Raw genomic sequence first — 21,973 nt, 5'->3', positions numbered from 1 at the left:
AACCATGAAAAACTTCGCTCTCATCGGTGCCGCCGGCTACATCGCTCCTCGCCATATGCGCGCCATCAAGGACACCGGCAACCGTCTGGTGTCTGCCTACGACATCAACGACTCGGTCGGCATCATTGACAGCATCTCGCCGCAGAGCGAGTTCTTCACCGAGTTCGAGTTCTTCCTCGATCACGCCAGTAACCTCAAACGTGATCCGGCCACCGCCTTGGATTACGTTGCGGTGTGCTCGCCAAACTACCTGCACTACCCACACATTGCCGCAGGCCTGCGCCTGGGCTGCGATGTGATCTGCGAAAAGCCGCTGGTGCCAACCCCAGAGATGCTCGACCAACTGGCGCTGGTGGAACAGGAAACCGGCAAGCGTCTGTTCAACATCCTGCAACTGCGTCACCACCAGGCGATCATCGCCCTGAAAGACAAGGTTGCCCGTGAGAACAACCCGCACAAGTATGAAGTCGACCTGACTTACATCACCTCCCGCGGTAACTGGTACCTGAAGAGCTGGAAGGGTGACCCGCGCAAGTCGTTCGGTGTGGCCACCAATATCGGCGTGCATTTCTACGACATGCTGCACTTCATCTTCGGCAAACTGCAGCGTAACGTCGTGCACTTCACCTCCGAGCATAAAGCTGCCGGTTACCTCGAGTACGAGAAAGCCCGCGTACGCTGGTTCCTCTCGGTCGATGCCAACGACCTGCCGGAATCGGTCAAGGGCAAGAAGCCTACCTACCGTTCGATCACCGTCAACGGCGAGGAAATGGAGTTCTCGGAAGGTTTCACCGACCTGCATACCACCAGCTATGAAGAGATTCTGGCCGGTCGCGGTTACGGTATCGAAGATGCGCGCCATTGCGTCGAAACGGTCAACACCATCCGTAGTGCTGCCATCGTGCAGGCCGCTGATAACGAAGGCCATCCGTTCGTGGCAGCGCTGACCCGCTAAGGTCTCCAACACCATGGGTGGCTCTACGGGGCCACCTGTATACAGCTTGTTTGCGCAGGGTCCGTCTTCAGCGTGTCGAACAATAATTCCAATCTGCTGAACGCTGTCGGTGCGCCAAGGCAATCGACAGACATGCGCCTGGATGTCCAGGGCCTGCGCGCCGTTGCGGTATTGGCGGTGCTTGCTTATCACGCCAACAGTGCCTGGTTGCCTGCAGGTTTTGTGGGCGTTGACGTGTTTTTCGTCATCTCCGGTTTTATCATCACTGCGCTGCTGGCTGGGCGCACTGAACGTATCAACCTGTTCGAGTTTTATGCAGGCCGGATCAAGCGCATCCTGCCGGCGTACTTTGTCATGCTGGCAATTGTCAGCATCGTCTCGGCCGTATTGTTCCTGCCAGCGGACTACGGTTTCTTTGAAAAAAGTCTGAAGTCATCGTCGTTTTTCACCAGCAATCGCTACTTTGCCGACTTTGGCAGTTACTTCGCCCCGCGTGCCGATGAGCTGCCGCTGCTGCATACCTGGTCGCTGGCGATCGAGATGCAGTTCTACCTGTTCTACCCGATCCTGTTCATCTGTGTGCCGCGCAGATGGCGCTTGCCGGTGTTCGTTTTGTTGGGTCTGGCTCTGTTTGCGTGGAGCGGCCATCGCGTTGCCATGGGCAAGCAGGACTCCATGTACTTTGCGTTGCTGGCGCGCATGCCGGAGTTCATGGTCGGAGCCGTCGCCGCTTTGGCGCTGCAGCATCATCAATTGCCAGGCAAGCTGTCGGCCGCCGTGGGCGTGCTGGGCACGGTCGCGTTGATCTGTGCCTTTTGGCTCATCGATAAGCAAAACTTCCCCGGGTACTGGTCAGTCCTGCCCTGCGTCGGTGCCGGTCTGCTGATCGCTGCCCGTCGTGGCCCGGCTAGTCAGTTGCTGGCCAGCCGACCAATGGTTTGGATCGGCGGCATATCCTACTCGCTGTACCTGTGGCACTGGCCGATCCTTGCTTTCATCCGCTACTACACTGGCCAGTACGAGCTCAGTGCTGGTGGCGTGCTGCTGTTCGCAAGTAGCTCGCTGCTGCTGGGCTGGTTGTCTTATCGCTACATCGAAACGCCGATTCGGCGATCTGCCGGTCTTCGCCAACATGCGCCAAAGTGGGCACTGGCGACAGTCGTGACGGCCGCGCTGCTGGTTGCCGGCTCGCAGTTGAACCTGCGTGTGGTCGAGCCCGCGCCGGTGCAGTTGACCCGCTACGCGGCGCCCGAGCTGATCTGCCACGGCACCCAGGTTGGCGAGTGCAAGCGCGGCAAAGCCTATGCGCAGCCAAGTGTGTTGGTGATCGGCGACAGCCACGCCGCCCAGTTGAACTACTTCTTCGACGTTGTCGGTGACGAGACCGGCGTGGCTTATCGGTTGCTCAGCGGCAGCAGTTGTGTGCCAATCAAGGCTTTCGATCTGGAACGCTTGCCAGGCTGGGCACAAAAGCCGTGCAAGGCACAAAAGCCGTGCAAGGCACAAATTGATGCAGTGGCGCAGTTGATGCCGTCGTTCGACAAAATCATTGTGGCGGGCATGTGGCAGTATCAAATGCAGAGCCCGGCTTTTGTCGAGGCAATGCGCACCTTCCTGCTGGATGCCAGCCATGCCGGCAAGCAGGTGGTGGTGCTGGCGCAGATCCCTATGTTTGAGTCAAACGTACAGCGCCTGCGTCGGTTCGCAGCGCTTGGTTTGTCTGCGCCGCTGTTGCCCAATAGCCAATGGCAAGATGCCAATCGGCAGCTGCAGTCGGTGGCGACTGGCATCCCGAATGTGCAGTTTATGGACTTCGCCGACAGCAGCTTTTTTGCTCACGCGCCATACCAGGATGGTGAGCTCATCTATCAGGACAACCATCACCTCAATGAGGTGGGCGCACGTCAGTACGGGCACTTTGCAAGTGCTCGGTTGCAGCGGTTTTTCGATCAACCTCAATCCAGTGTGAGTCTCAAGCCATGAGTTATTATCAGCACCCCAGCGCGATCGTCGACGACGGCGCGCAGATCGGTAACGATTCCCGGGTCTGGCATTTCGTCCACGTCTGCGCCGGCGCGCAGATCGGCGCAGGCGTATCGCTGGGTCAGAACGTGTTCGTGGGCAACAAGGTTGTCATCGGTGACCGCTGCAAGGTCCAGAACAACGTATCGGTGTACGACAACGTGACGCTGGAGGAGGGCGTGTTCTGCGGCCCGAGCATGGTGTTCACCAACGTTTACAACCCACGCTCGCTGATAGAGCGCAAGGATCAGTATCGCGACACGCTGGTCAAGAAAGGCGCCACGCTCGGTGCCAACTGCACCATCGTCTGCGGCGTGACCATCGGTGAATACGCGTTCGTCGGCGCGGGCGCGGTGATCAACAAGGATGTCCCCGCCTATGCTTTGATGGTTGGGGTTCCCGCCCGGCAGATCGGCTGGATGAGCGAGTTCGGCGAACAACTGCAACTGGATGCCAACCGCGAAGCGGTGTGTTCGCATTCCGGTGTGCGCTACGTACTTAATGGCAAGACCCTGAGCAAGGTGGACGCGTAAGCATGATTGAATTCATTGATCTGAAGAGCCAGCAGGCACGCATCAAGGACAAGATCGATGCCGGTATCCAGCGGGTACTGAGCCATGGCCAATACATCCTCGGCCCGGAAGTCAGCGAACTCGAAGAGCGCCTGGCGGCGTTTGTCGGCGCCAAGTACTGCATCACCTGCGCCAACGGCACTGATGCCTTGCAGATCGTGCAGATGGCGTTTGGCATCGGTCCAGGCGATGAAGTCATCACCCCCGGCTTCACCTACATAGCCACCGCCGAAACCGTAGCGCTGCTCGGCGCCAAACCGGTGTATGTAGATATCGACCCACGCACTTACAACCTTGATCCCGCCTTGCTGGAAGCCGCCATCACGCCGCGGACCAAGGCGATCATTCCGGTCTCGTTGTATGGCCAGTGCGCCGATTACGATGCAATCAACGCAATCGCCGCCAAGCATGGCATCCCGGTAATCGAGGATGCGGCGCAGAGCTTTGGTGCTTCGTACAAAGGCAAACGCTCGTGCAACCTGACCACGGTGTCGTGCACCAGCTTCTTCCCGAGCAAGCCGTTGGGTTGCTACGGTGACGGCGGCGCTATCTTCACCAATGACGAAGAGCTGGCCAAAGTGATTCGCCAGGTAGCGCGCCATGGTCAGGACCGTCGTTATCATCACATTCGCGTGGGTGTAAACAGCCGGCTCGATACCCTGCAGGCGGCAATTCTGTTGCCGAAGCTGGAGATATTCGAGGAAGAGATCGGCCTGCGTCAGCAGGTTGCGGCATGGTATGACGTTGCACTGAAGCAGGCGGGCGTGTCGGGTACACCGTACATTGCTGAAGGCAACATCAGTGCCTTTGCCCAGTACACAGTGCAGGTGCAGGATCGCGATGCCGTGCAAGAGCGCCTCAAGGCGGCCGGAATTCCTACCGCGGTTCATTACCCGATCCCGCTGAACAAACAGCCGGCGGTCATGGATGAAAGCGCTGTGTTGCCGATTGGCGATGACGTTGCGACCAAGGTCATGAGTTTGCCGATGCATCCTTATCTGGATCAGGCTGCTGTGAAGGCCATCAGCGCCGCATTGGCACTGTAAGAATGTACCTAGCCACCCGGATCGACAAATCAGTACTGCTGAACGCAGTGTTGCTGTTTGCCTATTTTTTGGCATTGGTCTGGGTGAATAACAGCTACATCTATCAGCTTTACGGCTACATGGGCGCGGCAGAACGGCCTGTGGATTTCATTCAATACATGTACCTTTTGCTGCTCGCAGTCATTTGCGCGTTGCTCGCAGTGGGGCGTATTGAAAGGCCTGGTGACTTGCTGGTGGCTTTTTTTGTGCTCGTACTTGTGCCGCATGCATTGGTACTGAATGGTGCAAATCGTTTTTCACCAGAGGCCGGCCCCCTGTCTGGAGTTACGCTCGCTGTCGTGATTGGCGTATCGATCATTGGCCTGGCCAACAAGATTCGTTTTTACTCTCTAAGTAACGATTCTCAAGAGAGCCAAGGACGAAGGGTCTTGGCGCTGTTGTCCTGTCTCAACCTTGCTGTGCTGGCTTTCATAGTGGTTAAAAGCGCGGGTTACTTTTCTTTTGATTTTTTTGGCCAGTATGCCCGGCGTGCGCTCGCCCGAGATGTATTTGCAACCGGGACTGCAGGCGCCTATTTGGCATCGATTGGCACGCAAGCGTTGTTTCCGGTGTTGTTTGCCTGGGGCGTTTACCGGAAGAAAAAGCGTTTTGTGATGTTGGGTATTCTCAACGTTATGGTGCTATGGGGCGCGTTCGGACAGAAATATCCAATTGTGGTGCTCTGCCTGATATACGGCCTCATGGTGTATTTCCGCCGATTCGGAAGCATCAAATTGTCGTGGTTGCTGGGCACACTGCTGACCTTATTGGTGATAGGTGCTCTGGAACACGAGTTGTTCGGTTACTCCTACCTGAATGATTATTTTTTACGGCGTGCTTTTATCGTGCCCTCTACGCTGCTGGGCGCTGTGGATGCGTTTGTCGTTCAGTACGGTAGCAATCTCTACAGTGACACACTGCTGGGCGCGCTATTTGGCCAAGGTCGTGCGGATCCGGTGACATTCAGGTTGGGTGCAGAAATGTTCGACAGCCCAGAAATGAACGCGAACGTGAATTTTTTTGCCATCGCGTTTATGCAGTTGCGGTATATGGGCGTGGTGGTCGAGTCGTTAATAGTAGCCGGAATCGTCATCTTGCTGAACTACCTGTACTCCCGCCATGGTGCTGTCCTGGCGATCCCCGTTGCGCTATTGGTGGCGACGAAGGTTATTGAGCAGTCGCTACTAACGGTCTTGCTAGGATCCGGAATTTTTTTCATGTTGGTGTCCCTGGTGTTGATTACATTGCCGATCAGATTGCAGGCGAGGGTGGTCAAGTGAGCGCTTTGTTTTTCAACCGAATTATGCGTGTGCTCCTCGGCACGCTGGGTGCTCAGCTAATCACCATCGGCGTCATGTTGCTCTTGGTCCGACTTTACGCACCGGCGGAAATTGGTGGGTTTAGTGTGTGGCTGTCTGCAGCAACCATCATTTCGGTATTGCTCACTGGGCGCTATGAGCTGGCACTGTTTTCCACCCATCAACGGGAGGAGTTACACGCTGTAATAAAACTCGTGATTGTGCTGGTGGTGATATTGTCGGTCGCGGTTGCCGGGCTGCTCTTGGTCCTACCGTACGTAACCTCTCGCTTGCCCTCCGAAATTACCCATTACTGGCTTGCCCTCGTAGCGGTTGCTGCGGGGTTGGGCATTAATAAATTGCTGCTGTCGGTGCTGACCTACCAACAAGCGTTCAATAAACTCGGCTTCGCTCGGATCAGCCTGGCAGCCTGCATCGCATTCTCTCAGGTCGCTGCAGCCTACTTGCTGCAGGGCGAGCAAGGGTTGATCTACGGGCAGATGCTTGGCGTTGTGATTGCCACCGGACTGGCAGCGCTGTGGGTGGGCAAGCCTCTGCTGCTTGGCAGCCTAGGTGCTCCTTCGGCCAAGCTCGCCATGGTAGCGCGCAGCTATTCCAACTTTCCCAAGTATTCATTGCCGGCCGATCTTATCAATACAGTGTCGAGCCAGCTGCCCATTATTCTGCTGGCCAGTAAGTTTGGCGGCGAAATCGCCGGCTGGTTCGCTTTGACGCTGAGGATGATGGGGGCTCCGATATCCTTACTCGCCGCCTCCGTGCTGGATGTCTTCAAAGAGCAGGCGGCTCGCGAATATCGGGAGTCTGGCAACTGTCGCAAACTGTTCTTGTCCACGTTCAAGGTACTTGCGCTGCTGGCGTTGCCGCCTTTTATCATTATCGGTTTCTTCGCAGAACCTGCGTTCGCCCTGATTTTTGGCGCCGAGTGGACGGAATCGGGGCGTTACGCGGTGTTACTGATACCTCTGTTTTACATGCGCTTTGTTGTCAGTCCGCTCAGCTACACGATCTACATTGCCCAGCGGCAGAACCTGGATTTGCTATGGCAACTGGTTCTGCTGGCCATGACCGTGGCATGTTTTATGCTGCCGGCCAACGTTGAGTCTGTCCTGACCTTTTACGCAGCGGGTTACGCGTTTATGTATTTCATCTATTTCTGGATTTCCTTCCACTGCGCCAAGGGAGAAGCCAAGTGATCGTTGTCGTTGATTATGGTGTCGGAAACATCGCTTCGGTTTTGAATATGTTGAAACGCGTGGGCGCTAAGGCCATTGCTTCGAACAGCCGGTCAGATATCGAAAGTGCTGAAAAGCTTATTTTACCTGGCGTCGGTGCCTTCGACGCGGGTATGCAGACGTTGCGCAAAAGTGGCTTGGTTGACGTTCTGACTGAACAGGTCATGAAGAAGCGCAAGCCAGTCATGGGTATCTGTCTCGGTAGCCAAATGTTGGGCATGCGCTCGGAAGAGGGCAGCGAACCCGGCCTGGGCTGGGTCGACATGGATATCGTCCGTTTCGAACCGCGTGAGCACCGCAAGATCCCGCACATGGGCTGGAACGAAATTGTAGCGGCGCAGGAGCATCCCATCCTTGACGGCCTGAACGGCCTGGATAACCCCAGCAGGTTCTATTTTGTGCACAGCTATTACATGAGCCCGCGCGATGAAAGCAATATTTTGCTGAGCGCCAACTATGATCAGCTGTTCACTGCTGCGGTCGTTAAAGATAACGTGTTCGGCTTTCAGTTCCATCCAGAAAAAAGCCACAAATTCGGTATGCAATTGTTCAAGAATTTCGTGGAGCTGATCTAATGCTCAGAAAACGTATTATTCCATGCCTGTTGCTCAAAGATCGCGGCCTGGTCAAGACAGTCAAGTTCAAAGACCCTAAGTATGTTGGCGATCCGATCAATGCGATCAGGATCTTCAATGAGAAAGAGGTCGATGAACTGATCCTGCTGGATATTGAGGCATCGGTGCTTAAGCAGGAGCCCAATTACGAATTGATCGCCGAAGTTGCCGGTGAGTGTTTCATGCCTATTTGCTACGGTGGTGGAATCAAGACCCTGGCGCATGCGGATAAATTATTTGCGTTGGGTGTGGAAAAAATTTCAATCAACGCTGCGGCGTTAGCCGATCTGTCGATCATCCGTGAGATAGCCAACAAATATGGCTCGCAGAGCGTGGTTGGCTCGATCGATTGCAAGAAAAGCTTTTGGGGCGGCTACACCGTGTATGCTGCCAGCGGATCTGTAGACACCAAGCGGTCGCCCGTCGAGTGGGGTCGGGCACTGGAGGGCGCCGGCGTCGGTGAGATTTTCATCAACTCTATAGACCGGGATGGCACCCAGAAAGGCTTCGATACCACGCTGATCGACAGTATCGTCAAAAGCGTACATGTGCCGGTGATTGCCTGCGGTGGTGCAGGCGCGGTGAGCGATCTCACCGATTTGTTCGAGCAGACCAACGTTTCTGCCGTAGCGGCGGGCAGCCTGTTTGTATTTCACGGGAAACACCGAGCGGTGCTTATAAGCTATCCAACTATCGATATCGCAAGTTTGCGATAGCTGACACACGCGCGCAGACAGTGCCTGTCAGCCCAGACGTGGGTGACGGCGAGAATCATAAGCCTGGGATCTAGCATGCAGATTTCAGGTTATAGACAGGGATTTTAGGAGAATGGCCTTGAGTAAGGTTTGTAGTCGTTGTGTCATGGATACATCGGATGCCGAGATAGTATTCGATGAGGCCGGTGTGTGTAATCACTGCCATAAATTCGACTCTGTGCAATCGCTGCAGCTGTTTAGCGGCGACGACGCCCAGCAGCGCCTGCAGAAAATTGTAGACCAGATCAAAAAAGACGGTGCCGGTCAGGAATACGATTGCATTATTGGCCTCAGCGGTGGTGTCGACAGCTCTTATCTTGCCCTCAAAGTTAAAGATCTTGGCTTGCGCCCACTAGTCGTACATGTTGACGCGGGCTGGAACAGTGAGCTTGCCGTCAGCAATATTGAAAAAATTATCAAACATTGCGGTTATGACCTGCATACCCACGTAATGAATTGGGAAGAGGTCCGAGATCTGCAGTTGGCGTACATGAAGGCTGCTGTCGCGAATCAGGATGTTCCACAGGATCATGCATTTTTCGCCAGCATGTATCACTTCGCCGTCAAAAACAAAATCAAATATATCCTCAGTGGCGGCAACCTCGCGACTGAGGCAGTCTTCCCGGATTCCTGGCACGGCAGCGCCATGGATGCGATCAACCTGCGAGCTATCCATAAGCAGTACGGCCAGCGCCCGCTGCGCGATTACAAAACTATCAGCTTCTTTGAATACTATTTTTGGTATCCCTTCGTCAAAGGTATGCGAACCTTCCGTCCACTCAATTACATGAGCTACGACAAAGCGCAGGCAGAGCAATACCTTCAGGAAGTAGTTGGCTATCGCTCTTACGCGCGCAAGCACGGCGAATCGATCTTCACCAAGCTGTTCCAGAACTACTACCTGCCGACCAAGTTCGGTTACGACAAGCGCAAACTCCATTACTCGAGCATGGTCCTTTCCAAGCAGATGACCCGAGAGCAGGCGCTGGAGAAGCTGGCAGAGCCGCTCTACGACCCTGCCGAACTGGAAATCGATATCGAGTACTTCTGCAAAAAAATGCGTATTACTCGTGAAGAGTTCGAGGCGTTGATGCAGGCGCCGATCCATGACTACTCCGATTTCGCGAATTGGGATAATCAGCAGACCCGTGCGAAGAAGCTCCAGTACCTCCTGCAGCGGGCCCTGGGTCGTCGCATCAATGTGTACTCATAAAGGGCAGTATTGGTCATGACACGAATTGCCCACCTTACTTCGGTGCACACTCGGTACGATATTCGTATCTTCCGAAAACAGTGTCGTACGCTCGCGAGCGAAGGTTATGAGGTTTACCTCGTCGTCGCTGACGGCAACGGTGATGAGATTAATGAGAATGTCCACATCAGCGATGTGGGGCGCCTGAGTGGGCGTCTGAATCGGATGTTCAAGACTACTCGCCGTGTCTATGAACGAGCCATGGCGCTGAATGCAGATGTCTATCATCTGCACGATCCTGAGTTGATACCAGTGGGCGTACGCCTGAAACAGCAGGGGAAGCGGGTTATCTTCGATTCTCACGAGGATGTTCCCAAGCAACTGCTGAGCAAACCCTACATGCACCCGGTGGTGCGTCGGGTCGTTGCCACACTGTTTTCCTGGTATGAAAAATACGCCTGTCCGAAATTTGATGGCATCCTCACCGCGACGCCTTTCATTAGGGATAAATTCAAGGCGTTTAACCGCAATGTGCTCGATATCAACAATTTTCCGATGTTGGGAGAATTGGACGCCATGGTACCGTGGGATCGGAAGAAGAATGAGGTCTGCTATGTCGGCGGTATTACGTCGATTCGCGGTATTCGCGAGGTTGTGCAAAGTCTTGACTTGCTCAAGTCCTCTGCGCGCTTGAATTTGGTTGGCCGTTTCTCGGAGCCTCAGGTTGAAACGCAGGTCAAAGCTCTCGCAGGCTGGGGTTGCGTCAATGAGCATGGTCAATTGGGCCGTGAAGGCGTTCGCGACGTCCTCGGCAATTCCCTTGCCGGACTGGTGACATTTCATCCAATGCCCAATCACATTGATGCACAGCCGAACAAGATGTTCGAGTATATGTCTGCGGGTATTCCAGTCATTGCCTCGGATTTTCCGCTGTGGCGCGAGATCATTGAAGGCAGCAACTGCGGCGTCTGCGTGAATCCACTTGACCCCGCTGCAATTGGCCAAGCAATAGACCACCTCGTTACACACCCGGAACTTGCAGCTGAACTGGGTCGCAACGGCCAACGTGCTGTCAACGAACGTTACAACTGGGATCAGGAGGCCAGCCGTTTGCTCGCCTTCTATTCAACTCTTCTAAGTGCAGGTAAGCCACAATGAAAATTTTGACGATTATCGGGGCGCGTCCTCAGTTCATCAAGGCAAGTGTTGTCTCCCAAGCTATCGGTGAGCAGGCCAACCTGAGCGAAGTCATTGTGCATACCGGCCAGCATTTTGATGCGAACATGTCAGAGATTTTCTTTGACCAGCTAGGGATTCCCAAGCCAGATCATCAGCTAAATATCAACGGTGGCACGCACGGTCAGATGACAGGGCGTATGTTGATGGAAATCGAGACGGTTATTCTTAATGAGCAACCTGACCGCGTGTTGGTCTACGGTGATACCAACTCCACGTTGGCCGGCGCACTGGCTGCTTCCAAGCTAAATATTCCTGTTGCGCACATCGAGGCGGGCCTGCGTAGCTTTAACATGCGTATGCCCGAGGAAATCAATCGCATCCTCACTGACCAGGTAAGTGACATTCTGTTCTGTCCTACCAAAGTGGCGGTTGAAAACCTCAAGAATGAAGGCTTCGAGCATAAAGCGGCCAAGGTGCTGAACGTGGGCGATGTTATGCAGGACAGCGCGCTGTTCTTCGCTCAACGCGCAGCAGCACCGGCAGGGCTTGATGCCGATGCTGGGTACATTCTGGCTACGTTGCATCGCGCAGAAAACACTGACGATCCGGTTCGGCTGACGGCGATCGTTGGGGCGCTTAACGAGATCAATCGCACCGTCGGTACGGTTATCCTGCCGCTGCACCCGCGCACTCGGGGAGTGATCGAGCGATTGGGCTTGAGCTTGGAAGTGAAGGTCATCGACCCCGTCGGCTATCTCGAAATGATCTGGCTCTTGCAGCGGTGCGGCCTCGTGCTTACCGACAGCGGCGGCGTACAGAAAGAAGCGTTTTTCTTTGGTAAACCTTGTGTGACGATGCGCGACCAGACCGAGTGGGTTGAGTTGGTGCACTGTGGCGCCAACCTGCTTGCAGGAGCCGACCGCGATAAGATTATCGAGTCAGTTGTGGCCAGCATGGGTAAAACCATCAATGACCCCGAGCAGATGTATGGCGGTGGGCGGGCAGCTAACGAAATTGCTGAATATCTGGCAAAACTGTGAGTGCGCCGTCTCCATGCAAAGGAATTGTCTAGTCACATGAAAGTCTGGTATGTGCATCCCTACGCAGGTGGGCCTGGGGTTGGGCGCTATTGGCGGCCCTACTATTTCTCAAAGCTGTGGAACCAAGCAGGCCACCAATCTGTGGTGATCTCTGCTGGTTATCACCACCTGCTTGAGCCAGATCGGAAACGTAGCGGGAATGTGAATATTCAGGGGGCTGAGTACGCGTACGTGCCAACCCTTCGGTACCTCGGAAACGGCGTAGGCAGAATGCTGTCCATGCTAATCTTTTCCCTGATGCTGCTACCGTTTTGCCTGCTGCAAGCCATTAAGCGTGGCCGCCCAGATGTGATTATCTATTCGTCGCCACACCCCTTCGGAGTGGTCACCTGCTGGCTTGCCGCGCGCTTCCTGCGAGCCAAGTTCGTGTTTGAAGTGCGCGATATCTGGCCGTTGAGTCTGACCGAGCTTGGGGGGCTGGCTTCCAGCAATCCACTGGTACGTATCACCGGCTGGATCGAGCGCTTCGCTTATGCTCGAGCCGATAAAGTTGTCAGCCTGTTGCCATGTGCGGAACCGCATATGGTCAGTAAAGGCTTGCGTACCGGTAAGTTTCTTTGGGTACCCAACGGCGTTGACAGTGCCGACATCCAGGCAAGCGTGGCCGATGACAGTAACGAGTTTCTGCGGTATGTGAAGTCCCTTCGAGACCGTGGCGCTTTTGTGGTGATCTATGCTGGCGCGCATGGTGACCCAAATTCTTTGGAAGGTTTGGTTCGTAGCGCAGCGATCCTCAAGCTGAACGGTGCCGATGTAAAGATCATATTGGTCGGCAAAGGCGAGCGAAAAGCCGAGCTTGAAGCAATTGCTGCCGCTGACGGTAGTGGACTGGTGGAGTTCTTTGGCCAGCAGCCCAAGGAGATCGTGATGGCGGCGCTGAAGCACGCCTCCGCAGGCTACATCTCGTTGAAGTCAGAGCCGATTTTCCGATTTGGGGTGAGCCCGAACAAGCTGTGGGATTACATGTTGGTTGCCCTGCCGGTGATCTTTGCCTGCCAGGCTGGCAACGACCCTGTGGGTGATAACCGCTGCGGCGTTTCCACCGATCCTGAGTCCGCTGAAAGTATTGCCTCGGCTATTCTTCAGCTTGCCCAACTCAGTGCCAATGAGCGTGTGGAGATGGGGATCCGCGGCCGCGACGCAGTGCTCCAGCAGTACACCTATGAGCGATTGGCAAAGACACTTCTGGATGGCGTCGGCGGCGGGAAAAGCTTATGAAGACGGTGATGGTTACCGGCGCTGCAGGTTTTGTAGGTGCAGCGCTGTGCCGGCAGTTGATCCAGGCAGGTTATGCCGTGATTGCTGTCGTGCGGCGGCTTGACCAGCAAGTCGCTCAGGTAAGTTATATCCAGGCGGACTTGCTCCATGCCGACCAGTTTGCCGATGGCTTTCCGCCGGTTGATTGCGTAATACATCTGGCAGGGCGCGCGCATGTTTTGCAGGAAAGCGCCAGCGATCCGCTCTCGGCTTTTCGTGCGGCTAATCGAGATGCGACGCTGCGACTGGCTGAGCAAGCCCTGAAAGCAGGGGTGAAACGATTCATTTTTGTCAGCTCCATTGGCGTTAATGGCAATCGAACATTGGCAGGGGCGTTTACTGAAGCCGCTTCACCAGCACCTTGCGCAGACTACGCGCTGTCCAAGTTGGAGGCCGAGAACGAATTGAAGGCCATGCTCCATGCAACCGCAATGGAGCTGGTGATTGTCAGACCGCCTTTAATCTATGCCGGCGATGCGCCGGGAAACTTCGGCCGGTTGCTTAAGCTTGTTTCCAGCGGGGTGCCGCTGCCGTTTGGGGCTGTCAAAAATGCTCGAAGTTTGCTCTCCAGAGACAACTTTTTGAGTTTTCTTCAACTGTGTGTCGAGCATCCTGCAGCCGCTGGCGAGACGTTCCTGATTGCCGACGGCGAGGATGTTTCAACCGCCGATATGGTCAGAGCGATCAGCGCTGGCATGGGTAAACGAGCCGCGCTTTTTGCTTTTTCCTTGCCCTTGTTGAAGATGGCCTCGAGCATGCTTGGTAAGGCTGCCATTTACGAGCAGCTCTGCGGATCTCTGCAGGTGGACGCTGGCAAAGCACGTGCGCTGTTGGGGTGGTCGTCTGTGGAAACCACTCAGGCGGGCCTTGAACGAGCGGGCCGGATCTACCAAGAACGTCGTAAGCGTCTCAATTAACGAAGTTGCCAGCTCCATACGCTTGTAACGGATGAAAAGGTTTCCATTTTGATGAAGATTTGGTTGATCGCGTGCCTGGCGGTTTTGCTTTGTTCCTTTGTTGCCACGTGGGCTTTGCGCCGTTACGCATTGGCAACCAAGTTGATCGATGTTCCCAACGCCAGGAGCTCACATACCATCCCTACCCCTAGAGGCGGCGGTGTAGCAATCGTTGTGGTGTTTCTGTTGGGTTTGACGTGGGCGACTGCCAGCGGCAGCATCGCCGCCAACTGGGGCTGGGCGCTTATCGGCGCTGGTGCCTTCGTCGCATTGCTTGGGTTTCTTGATGACCACGGGCATATCGCCGCCCGCTGGCGGTTGCTGGGGCACTTCTCGGCGGCGATCTGGGTGTTGCTTTGGGTGGGCGGTTTTCCCGCAGTCGAGCTGTTTGGCCAGTCTTATCAATTGGGCTGGATAGGCCACCTGTTTGCAGTGCTGTACCTGGTGTGGATGCTCAATTTGTACAACTTCATGGATGGTATCGATGGCATCGCCAGCGTCGAGGCTATCGGTGTGTGCGGCGGCGGCGCATTGATCTACTGGCTGACGGGGCATCCAGACCTTGCGGGCACCACGCTGTTACTGGCATTCGCCGTAGCTGGTTTCCTCGTATGGAATTTTCCTCCAGCCAAGATTTTTATGGGGGACGCTGGAAGTGGCTTTTTGGGCGTCACCATCGCTGCGCTCTCCATCCAGGCTGCGTGGGCTTTGCCCGCGCTGTTCTGGTCATGGTTGATCCTGCTTGGCGTGTTTGTGGTCGATGCGACCTACACCTTGATTCGCCGGATGGCGCGGGGGGAAAAGGTCTATGAAGCACATCGCAGTCATGGCTATCAGTTTGCGTCGCGGCATCACGGTCGACATTTGCCCGTCACACTAGGTGTACTTGTGATCAATACCGCATGGCTGCTACCTCTGGCGATAGCAGTTGCCCTGGGCTGGATTCCTGGGCTGGTTGGCACTTTGATCGCCTATATACCGCTTTGTCTTCTGGCTGTCAGATATAAGGCCGGCACGCTGGAGTAGGCCTGAGCCGCATGTGGGGCTGAGGGTTGATGTAAACTGGCAAGACTGCTCTCTCGGTGCTGCTCACCGGGCTGGGCGTTCAGTTGAGGGTGTAAGGGACGATGGATAAATTACGATCACGGATGTTGTCGCTGCCGCGTCGGCACAAGCGCGCGCTTCAGGTAGTGACTGATGTCATCTTGGTCTGGGTGGCAATGTATATGGCATTTGTCGTTCGGCTTGGCATTGACGAACTGGTCAATCCGATCAAGAGCCATCTGTGGCTTTTTGCAGCCGCACCAGTCGTAGCCATTCCAATCTTTATCCGCTTTGGTATGTATCGCGCGGTGATGCGCTACTTCGGCAATGACGCGCTGATCCTGATCATCAAAGCTGTCAGCCTGTCGGCGTTGATTCTGGCCCTGTTGGTGTATTGGTACAGTAATCATACGGTTGTGGTACCGCGCTCGATAATCTTCAACTATTGGTGGCTGAGCCTTGTTCTGCTGGGCGGTCTGCGGTTGCTGATGCGCCAATACTTCCTCGGCGACTGGTATGTCACCACCCAGCATGTGCCGTTTACCAATCGCGACAACGGCTTGCCCAAAGTGGCAATCTACGGTGCAGGTGCTGCTGGCAACCAATTGGCGGTCGCCCTGCGGATGGGCCGAGTGATGCATCCTGTCGCGTTCATTGACGACGATGAAGGCCTGGTAGATCGGGTAATCTCTGGGATCCAGGTTTACCGGGCCAGTGATATTCAGCGGTTGATCGATGTAACGGGTGCGGATGAAGTGCTATTGGCTATTCCATCTGCCAGTCGTGCCCGTCGTAGAGAGGTCTTGAGCTACCTCGAAAAGTTTCCGCTGCATGTGCGTAGTATTCCAGGTTTCATGGACCTTGCCAGCGGCCGGGTCAAGGTAGATGACCTCCAGGAAGTAGACATCGCTGACTTGCTGGGTCGTGATCCGGTGCCTGCGCAGGATGATCTGCTTGCACGCTGCATTACTGGGCATGTGGTCATGGTGACCGGCGCCGGCGGCTCTATAGGTTCTGAACTATGCCGCCAGATACTTTCCTTGCGGCCCACCACCGTACTGTTGTTCGAACACAGTGAGTTCAACCTTTACAGTATTCTCAGTGAGCTTGAGCAACGGGTTGCCCGTGAGTCGCTTTCGGTGCGGGTGGTACCGCTGCTGGGATCGGTGCGCAACCAAAAGCAGCTGTTTGACCTCATGAGCATGTGGCGAGTAACCACGGTCTATCATGCTGCCGCCTACAAGCACGTGCCGATGGTAGAGCACAACATCGCTGAAGGTATCTCCAACAACGCAATAGGCACGTTGTGCACAGCTCAGGCTGCACTGCAGGCCAATGTCGAGAACTTTGTCTTGATCTCGACCGACAAGGCGGTGCGTCCTACCAATGTCATGGGTAGCACCAAACGGCTTTCAGAGATGGTCCTGCAAGCGCTGAGCCGCGAAGTGGCACCGGTGTTGTATGGCGATGCGGCAAACGTTGCAAGTGTCAATAAAACACGCTTCACCATGGTTCGGTTCGGCAATGTGCTTGGCTCATCAGGGTCGGTTATTCCTCTGTTCCATAAACAGATCAAGAGCGGTGGGCCACTTACGGTCACCCATCCTAAAATCACCCGCTACTTCATGACAATTCCGGAAGCCGCTCAGTTGGTTATTCAGGCAGGCTCAATGGGGCAAGGAGGGGATGTCTTCGTGCTGGATATGGGTGAGCCTGTAGCAATAGCCCAGCTAGCTGAAAAGATGATCCACCTATCCGGTCTGAGCGTACGCTCCGAGAAAAATCCGTTTGGCGATATAGCGATTGAGTTCACGGGTTTGCGTCCCGGTGAGAAGCTTTATGAAGAGCTGTTGATCGGTGATGGGGTCGCCTCTACGTCACACCCTATGATAATGAGCGCAGATGAGGACTTCCTATCATGGGAGGACCTCAAGAACCAACTCGGTGAACTGCTTAAGGCAATGTCTGCGGAAGATTACGCGAGGGTACGGCAGATTCTGCGGAATACTGTAAGCGGTTACACTCCCTCCGGTGATATCGTGGATTGGGTTTACCAGCAGCGTCGACTGGATCTATGACTTGAGCATGAGATACATAGAGAAGTTGCACTGTTCGCGCATTCGGTAAAGTGAAAAGCCCCGGAGGCTCGGGGCTATACTCTTAAAGTTGTTTACCCTCTGCGTAGCCCTGCCATTTATCTGCCCTAGCTTTAAGTAAATTTTCGCCCGTTACTGAGCTCAATGCGCGAAGCTGGGCAATGTGAATAGCATGATACCTAGGCGCAATGTGCGGTGCTCTAGGCTGGAGATATGGGAGCCTCGAGTGTGTGATATAACTCAGGTCGTACGCTGAAAAAGTACCTAGGTCATAATACGGTAAGATTTTTTCTAGTGTTGCAATTCCGTCATCGAATATGTCTCTAGCTTCCGATGACTTTGCTTCGGTTGCCCAGTCATACAACCCAAGCAAAGTGAACATGTATCCGTTCAGCGTGAATACATTTGGTTCGGCAGGATACTCCAAGAAAAAAATTCGGTTCGCTAGTGAAGGGTCGAGATCCTTCAAAGTAGACATCGGCCCCATCGGGTATGGAGTCTGTAAGAACTTGAGGGCACGGTTTCCAGCTTCCAACCACTTCTGATTTTTATCAATTGAATAGGCCCTGGCGAAAACGCTCATTGCCATTCCCTGATCCATGCCTGATGTCCAGCCAGCAGCCATCGCCTGTGTCGAGGTGTAATGACGATATGGGTAGGCGTAACGTAATGCGCCGTCGTCGCTCATCAGCGTGAGCAATTTGTGAGCCAGTATAAAGAACTGCTTATCATTTTTGCTCTCGAGTGAACGACCATGCTCAGCCAAGGCAGCAATTGCGACAGTGCCAGCAGAGTAGTTAAACTTGCCACCTTGGAAGACCATTGGAATTCCTTGGTCATCCAGTTCTAGGGTTTTGCTAGGCCGGTGGAAGACCGTCTTACCATAATTCAGGTAATCCCCTGTCGACGAGTAGCTCTGAGATCGGAGGTCTGCATTCAGGCCTTGTTTCCTGTACTGAAATGCGTTTGATAGACCTAGATTTTTTTGCGACTGGCTTGGCGCGTGCTCAGGCCAGTGTTCCTTGCTGATGTCGCAGGCAGAAAGAGCTAACAAACCCAATATGATGTATATATGTTTTTTCATGTTCCTTGCCGTCCGTGTCTTCGGTGTCACGTCAATACTTCCATTGGAAGCTTAACTTTGTTGCTGTATTTATGATGTTGATCAGGATGTTATGTTATGGCTGATTGTCGGCTCGTTTTTTCTCCAAGTGTAACGATGCTTCAGGTTCATAAATGGTTTTTCAAAGAAGACATAGCTCAGTGGGGCTGCAATGAAGGTCAACCAGACACCAATATCTACAGCGGGTGGGAACGCGCCACCTGAGCGATACGGTCCATTGCCGGTGAAAACGCCCTGCCATACATATAGCCCATAACTAATAATGCCAAGGGTGGCAAGCGGTTTGAACTCAAGTATTTTCACAAGTAATGATTCCTGATTGTGAAAAATGTAGAGGACAAGAGAACTTACCGAGATTAGCCAAAGCACATCCGAATTTATGAAGGCTGGAGTGGCTAAGCCGAATAGTATGGGGATCAGTAAAATACCTGATGTTGATTTATTCGCCATAACGCGCTTGAGGCACGGTAGTGTGCAGATGAAAGCGAGTAAACATCCTGCTAAGATTGGAAGCATTGCGGGGAAAGTCCAGCGGTTTAGGTAGAAGCGCTGCGTTTCCGGAAAGGCAGAAGTTCCGAGCCATACGCACGCGATAGCGGCAGCGCTCGCAGTAATTATTGCGGTTTTTTTACCGGTCCAAAATATCAGGGGCCAGAGTAAGTAAAAATGTTCCTCGACTGATAGTGACCAAAAGTGTGACATCGCGGAGTATGCGCACTCTTTTGGGTAGAAATTTACTGTATATGTTAAGGCGTAACTGAACGAGCAGTTTGGTATGTTGGCCTTCCCGGTGTAGTCCATATACATGAGGAAAAATATGGCGAGGTAGTACAAGGGGAAAATTCTGAGTGCGCGCCTTTTGATGAAGGCGACAATGTCAACTTTTCCAGTTGCATCCATCTCTTTTATCAGAAGGTATGTGATCAAAAAACCAGACAGCACGAAAAAAACGTTAACTCCGGCTTGAGCGCTCAAAGCTGAACGCACTGCGCTGCTGGTTATGCCTAGCGCCTGCCATCCTTCAGCGTGAGACATGATGACAAGCAGCACGGATATGGCACGAAGGCCATCCAGTCCCTTGATTTTCGCAAACATTTTCAATCCTGACAGAGTGGGCGAACGGTCGCGATTCTACCTGAAACTGAGCGATATATGTTCTGCCTAGCGACAGCGGCTCGATGCTATTTCGCATCGTTCAGAAGGTTCACGTTCTGTGACCTGATCGCAGGACATGTGAATCCGTAGCTCGGCCGAGCTTGCCTGTGCTGAGCGCCGTCTTTGATCAGCCTAGGACGGGTAAAGGTGTGACCCTACTGGTTCCGGGAAGCGTTCACCAGATGAAGCCATCCCTCGAGATGATTGCAGACTGTCAAGCGCCAACCCAGTAGGTTGCTGGGTTGAATTTCCAGCGCAATCTAGATGGCGGCTCGCTAACAAATTCTCACGTTTATGTCTGCATCGCTGTCGCGTGTTTCGAGTTGGAGATGCCGCTAGCCCAACTCATGCTTTCGACCGGCCTTGCGACCCTAGCCCTGAACTATGCCCAGTACAGAATATCTGCTCCAAGGCAGTTAGAACGCTCTCAGCTTTAATTTCGAATCGGAAAACCAACGGCGAAAAAATAAAACCTAGACGATCATTATTTAACCCTTAATTAGCCGATGAACTCGGCGCTTTCGGCCTTAGTAGTGGTAGAGCATAAGAGTTTGGGCGCCAGTGGTTATAGTGACTAACAGGCACTTACTCATCATTGGTTTCCAACAGATGCTCCGGCGTCCCACATGCGAAAAGGCAAAATCGTCACTGCTCTATCGCATTGCAATGGTTTCAGATTATGTAGGTAATGTTTGGACAAAATAATCGAGTTTCGCTGACGAACGTCCTTGTTTACCTTTTGCCTGCAGCCAAGGAACGCTGCACCAAAACGTCCCATACGACAGGAGTGTCCCCAATGCGAAATACCGTTCTTTCCTACCTTCTACTCCCACTGTTCGCAGGACTTTCATTCTCAGCAAGTGCCGCGCCAGCGGCGCCCATTGAGCCCGTCCCAATCGTCACCCAAACCACCACAGCCCAACCCAAAACCAACCTAAACACCGCCGACGCCTCCACCCTCCAGCGCGAACTCAACGGCATCGGCCAGGCCAAGGCGCAAGCCATCGTCGCCTACCGCGAGGCAAACGGCCCGTTCCAGTCAGTTGATGAGCTATTGGAGATAAAGGGAATCGGTAACGCCCTTATGGAGCGTAACCGCGACAGGCTCACCCTGGAGTAAACCCGCAAGCGATGGCCGGCCTTGCGCCGGCCATCAATGATTCATAGGTCTTTGGATTCCTTGGCATCCATCTGCGCGTTACGTTCATGCACCTTGCGCAGCTGCTCCTCTGTCAACGGCAGCTTCTTCGCCGTATCCCGCAGCATCATCAAACCACCCACGATCGAGCCGATGGCAACGACCAATATCAACCAGGCATACCAAGGCATCGTCATTCTCCTACGGGCAGTAAAAAGCGTCGCTAGTACCAATTACGAGCGGACGCAACGCCCTTTGGTTCCATTATAGCCCTCGCAACCCCGGCCATTCTCGTGACCTGCGGCCTGCAAAGCGCACCCCACTTGGTTTACAATGCGCGCCGTTTACGACCCGCCATGAGACCCTGCCAATGCCTGCTTGCCAGACGCCCCTGATCGTCGCCCTGGATTTCCCTACCCGTGAAGCTGCCCTGCAGTTGGCCGACCAGCTCGACCCTGCACTGTGCCGGGTAAAGGTTGGCAAGGAACTGTTCACCAGCAGCGCTTCGGGTATCGTCGAGACGTTGTGCGCCAAGGGCTTCGAGGTGTTCCTCGATCTCAAATTCCATGACATCCCCAATACCACGGCGATGGCAGTCAAGGCCGCGGCCGAGATGGGCGTGTGGATGGTCAACGTGCACTGCTCGGGCGGCCTGCGCATGATGGCGGCGTGCCGCGATGTGCTGGACAAGCGTAGTGGGCCGCAGCCGTTGCTGATCGGTGTGACCGTGCTGACCAGCATGGAACGTGAGGACCTGGCCGGTATTGGTCTGGATATCGAGCCACAGGAGCAAGTGCTGCGTCTGGCGGCATTGGCAGAGAAGGCAGGGATGGACGGGCTGGTCTGCTCGGCGCTGGAGGCCACTGCACTGAAAGCGGCCCATCCGTCGCTGCAACTGGTCACCCCGGGGATTCGTCCTGCCGGCAGCGCACAAGACGATCAGCGCCGCATTCTCACCCCGCGCCAAGCACTGGATGCTGGGTCTGATTACCTGGTTATTGGTCGCCCGATCAGCCAAGCGGCCGATCCCGCCCAGGCACTTGCGGCAGTTGTTGCCGAGATTCGCGGCTGAATAAAGTCCTGCACAGCCCCCCCGGTAGATGAGTTTTATTTCATAGTCTCCGGGGGAACTACGACCAGCGCCTGAACTCCGTGCCGTTTTTTCTGTCAGAATTATCC

Annotated in this window: 20 protein-coding genes; 17 read left to right on the top strand and 3 right to left on the bottom strand. The window is 54.4% G+C overall.

Translation table 11 applies throughout. The annotated features are described in order from the left end of the window. The first annotated feature begins 4 nt into the window (after positions 1-4). The 15 genes from wbpB (at position 5) to K3F44_RS13050 (ending at position 17,360) form a co-directional block, all read left to right on the top strand. The gene (gene wbpB, locus K3F44_RS13120) at positions 5-955 is read left to right on the top strand and encodes a UDP-N-acetyl-2-amino-2-deoxy-D-glucuronate oxidase (RefSeq protein WP_181088706.1); all 951 of its coding nucleotides are present in this window, start codon (positions 5-7) and stop codon (positions 953-955) included. A gap of 132 nt (positions 956-1,087) precedes the next feature. After that, the gene (locus K3F44_RS13115; protein ID WP_220632395.1) at positions 1,088-2,938 is read left to right on the top strand and encodes an acyltransferase family protein; all 1,851 of its coding nucleotides are present in this window, start codon (positions 1,088-1,090) and stop codon (positions 2,936-2,938) included. Then, positions 2,935-3,510 (top strand): UDP-2-acetamido-3-amino-2,3-dideoxy-D-glucuronate N-acetyltransferase, encoded by a 576-nt coding sequence (gene wbpD / locus K3F44_RS13110; RefSeq protein WP_150571391.1) that lies wholly within the window; start codon positions 2,935-2,937, stop codon positions 3,508-3,510. Before K3F44_RS13115 ends, wbpD begins: the two co-directional genes overlap by 4 nt. A gap of 2 nt (positions 3,511-3,512) precedes the next feature. Further along, on the top strand, positions 3,513-4,595 hold the full coding sequence (locus K3F44_RS13105) for a DegT/DnrJ/EryC1/StrS aminotransferase family protein (protein ID WP_220632394.1): 1,083 nt from the start codon (positions 3,513-3,515) through the stop codon (positions 4,593-4,595). 2 nt (positions 4,596-4,597) lie between these two features. Continuing rightward, positions 4,598-5,914, top strand: coding sequence for a hypothetical protein (locus K3F44_RS13100; protein ID WP_220632393.1), 1,317 nt, complete (start codon positions 4,598-4,600; stop codon positions 5,912-5,914). Beyond that, positions 5,911-7,146 carry an oligosaccharide flippase family protein gene (locus tag K3F44_RS13095; RefSeq protein ID WP_220632392.1) on the top strand — a complete coding sequence of 412 codons (1,236 nt, stop codon included), beginning with the start codon at positions 5,911-5,913 and terminating at the stop codon, positions 7,144-7,146. The genes K3F44_RS13100 and K3F44_RS13095 overlap by 4 nt, the downstream gene beginning before the upstream one ends. Continuing rightward, complete coding sequence (hisH, locus tag K3F44_RS13090) at positions 7,143-7,760, top strand: imidazole glycerol phosphate synthase subunit HisH (RefSeq protein WP_220632391.1); 618 nt, start codon at positions 7,143-7,145, stop codon at positions 7,758-7,760. The genes K3F44_RS13095 and hisH overlap by 4 nt, the downstream gene beginning before the upstream one ends. Continuing rightward, positions 7,760-8,515, top strand: a complete 756-nt coding sequence (locus tag K3F44_RS13085) for an AglZ/HisF2 family acetamidino modification protein (RefSeq protein ID WP_220632390.1) — start codon at positions 7,760-7,762, stop codon at positions 8,513-8,515. The genes hisH and K3F44_RS13085 overlap by 1 nt, the downstream gene beginning before the upstream one ends. A gap of 118 nt (positions 8,516-8,633) precedes the next feature. Then, the gene (locus tag K3F44_RS13080) at positions 8,634-9,767 is read left to right on the top strand and encodes an N-acetyl sugar amidotransferase (RefSeq protein WP_181088699.1); all 1,134 of its coding nucleotides are present in this window, start codon (positions 8,634-8,636) and stop codon (positions 9,765-9,767) included. 15 nt (positions 9,768-9,782) lie between these two features. Continuing rightward, positions 9,783-10,904, top strand: a complete 1,122-nt coding sequence (locus K3F44_RS13075; RefSeq protein ID WP_181088698.1) for a glycosyltransferase family 4 protein — start codon at positions 9,783-9,785, stop codon at positions 10,902-10,904. Further along, the gene (wecB, locus tag K3F44_RS13070; RefSeq protein ID WP_181088697.1) at positions 10,901-11,965 is read left to right on the top strand and encodes a non-hydrolyzing UDP-N-acetylglucosamine 2-epimerase; all 1,065 of its coding nucleotides are present in this window, start codon (positions 10,901-10,903) and stop codon (positions 11,963-11,965) included. Before K3F44_RS13075 ends, wecB begins: the two co-directional genes overlap by 4 nt. A 36-nt stretch (positions 11,966-12,001) precedes the next feature. Next, entirely contained in the window at positions 12,002-13,243 is a 1,242-nt protein-coding gene (locus K3F44_RS13065) for a glycosyltransferase family 4 protein (RefSeq protein ID WP_220632389.1), read from the top strand. Further along, positions 13,240-14,199, top strand: a complete 960-nt coding sequence (locus K3F44_RS13060; RefSeq protein ID WP_259406993.1) for an NAD-dependent epimerase/dehydratase family protein — start codon at positions 13,240-13,242, stop codon at positions 14,197-14,199. The genes K3F44_RS13065 and K3F44_RS13060 overlap by 4 nt, the downstream gene beginning before the upstream one ends. 51 nt (positions 14,200-14,250) lie before the next feature. Continuing rightward, positions 14,251-15,264, top strand: a complete 1,014-nt coding sequence (locus K3F44_RS13055) for a glycosyltransferase family 4 protein (protein WP_220632388.1) — start codon at positions 14,251-14,253, stop codon at positions 15,262-15,264. A 101-nt stretch (positions 15,265-15,365) separates the two neighbouring features. After that, positions 15,366-17,360, top strand: a complete 1,995-nt coding sequence (locus tag K3F44_RS13050) for a nucleoside-diphosphate sugar epimerase/dehydratase (protein WP_220632387.1) — start codon at positions 15,366-15,368, stop codon at positions 17,358-17,360. A gap of 82 nt (positions 17,361-17,442) precedes the next feature. Here K3F44_RS13050 and K3F44_RS13045 read toward each other — a convergent pair whose 3' ends face one another. Both K3F44_RS13045 and K3F44_RS13040 read right to left on the bottom strand, forming a co-directional pair. Beyond that, the gene (locus tag K3F44_RS13045) at positions 17,443-18,462 is read right to left on the bottom strand and encodes a D-glucuronyl C5-epimerase family protein (protein ID WP_220632386.1); all 1,020 of its coding nucleotides are present in this window, start codon (positions 18,460-18,462) and stop codon (positions 17,443-17,445) included. A gap of 81 nt (positions 18,463-18,543) precedes the next feature. Next, on the bottom strand, positions 18,544-19,596 hold the full coding sequence (locus K3F44_RS13040) for an acyltransferase (RefSeq protein ID WP_220632385.1): 1,053 nt from the start codon (positions 19,594-19,596) through the stop codon (positions 18,544-18,546). Positions 19,597-20,452: 856 nt separating this feature from the next. Here K3F44_RS13040 and K3F44_RS13035 point away from each other — a divergent pair. Then, a complete protein-coding gene (locus tag K3F44_RS13035; protein WP_220632384.1) occupies positions 20,453-20,776 on the top strand; it encodes a ComEA family DNA-binding protein in 324 nt (107 codons plus the stop codon). A 41-nt stretch (positions 20,777-20,817) separates the two neighbouring features. Here K3F44_RS13035 and K3F44_RS13030 read toward each other — a convergent pair whose 3' ends face one another. Further along, complete coding sequence (locus K3F44_RS13030) at positions 20,818-20,985, bottom strand: DUF2897 family protein (protein WP_103438184.1); 168 nt, start codon at positions 20,983-20,985, stop codon at positions 20,818-20,820. A gap of 179 nt (positions 20,986-21,164) precedes the next feature. Between K3F44_RS13030 and pyrF the strand changes: the two genes are divergently transcribed. Further along, positions 21,165-21,866: an orotidine-5'-phosphate decarboxylase gene (gene pyrF, locus K3F44_RS13025; RefSeq protein ID WP_103438183.1), complete on the top strand. Its 702-nt coding sequence runs from the start codon at positions 21,165-21,167 to the stop codon at positions 21,864-21,866. Positions 21,867-21,973 lie beyond the last annotated feature (107 nt).

Source organism: Pseudomonas sp. S07E 245 (assembly GCF_019599025.1).
In the GTDB taxonomy this organism is placed as follows: Bacteria; Pseudomonadota; Gammaproteobacteria; order Pseudomonadales; family Pseudomonadaceae; genus Aquipseudomonas; species Aquipseudomonas shirazensis.
This window is presented reverse-complemented; position numbering and strand designations above follow the sequence as displayed.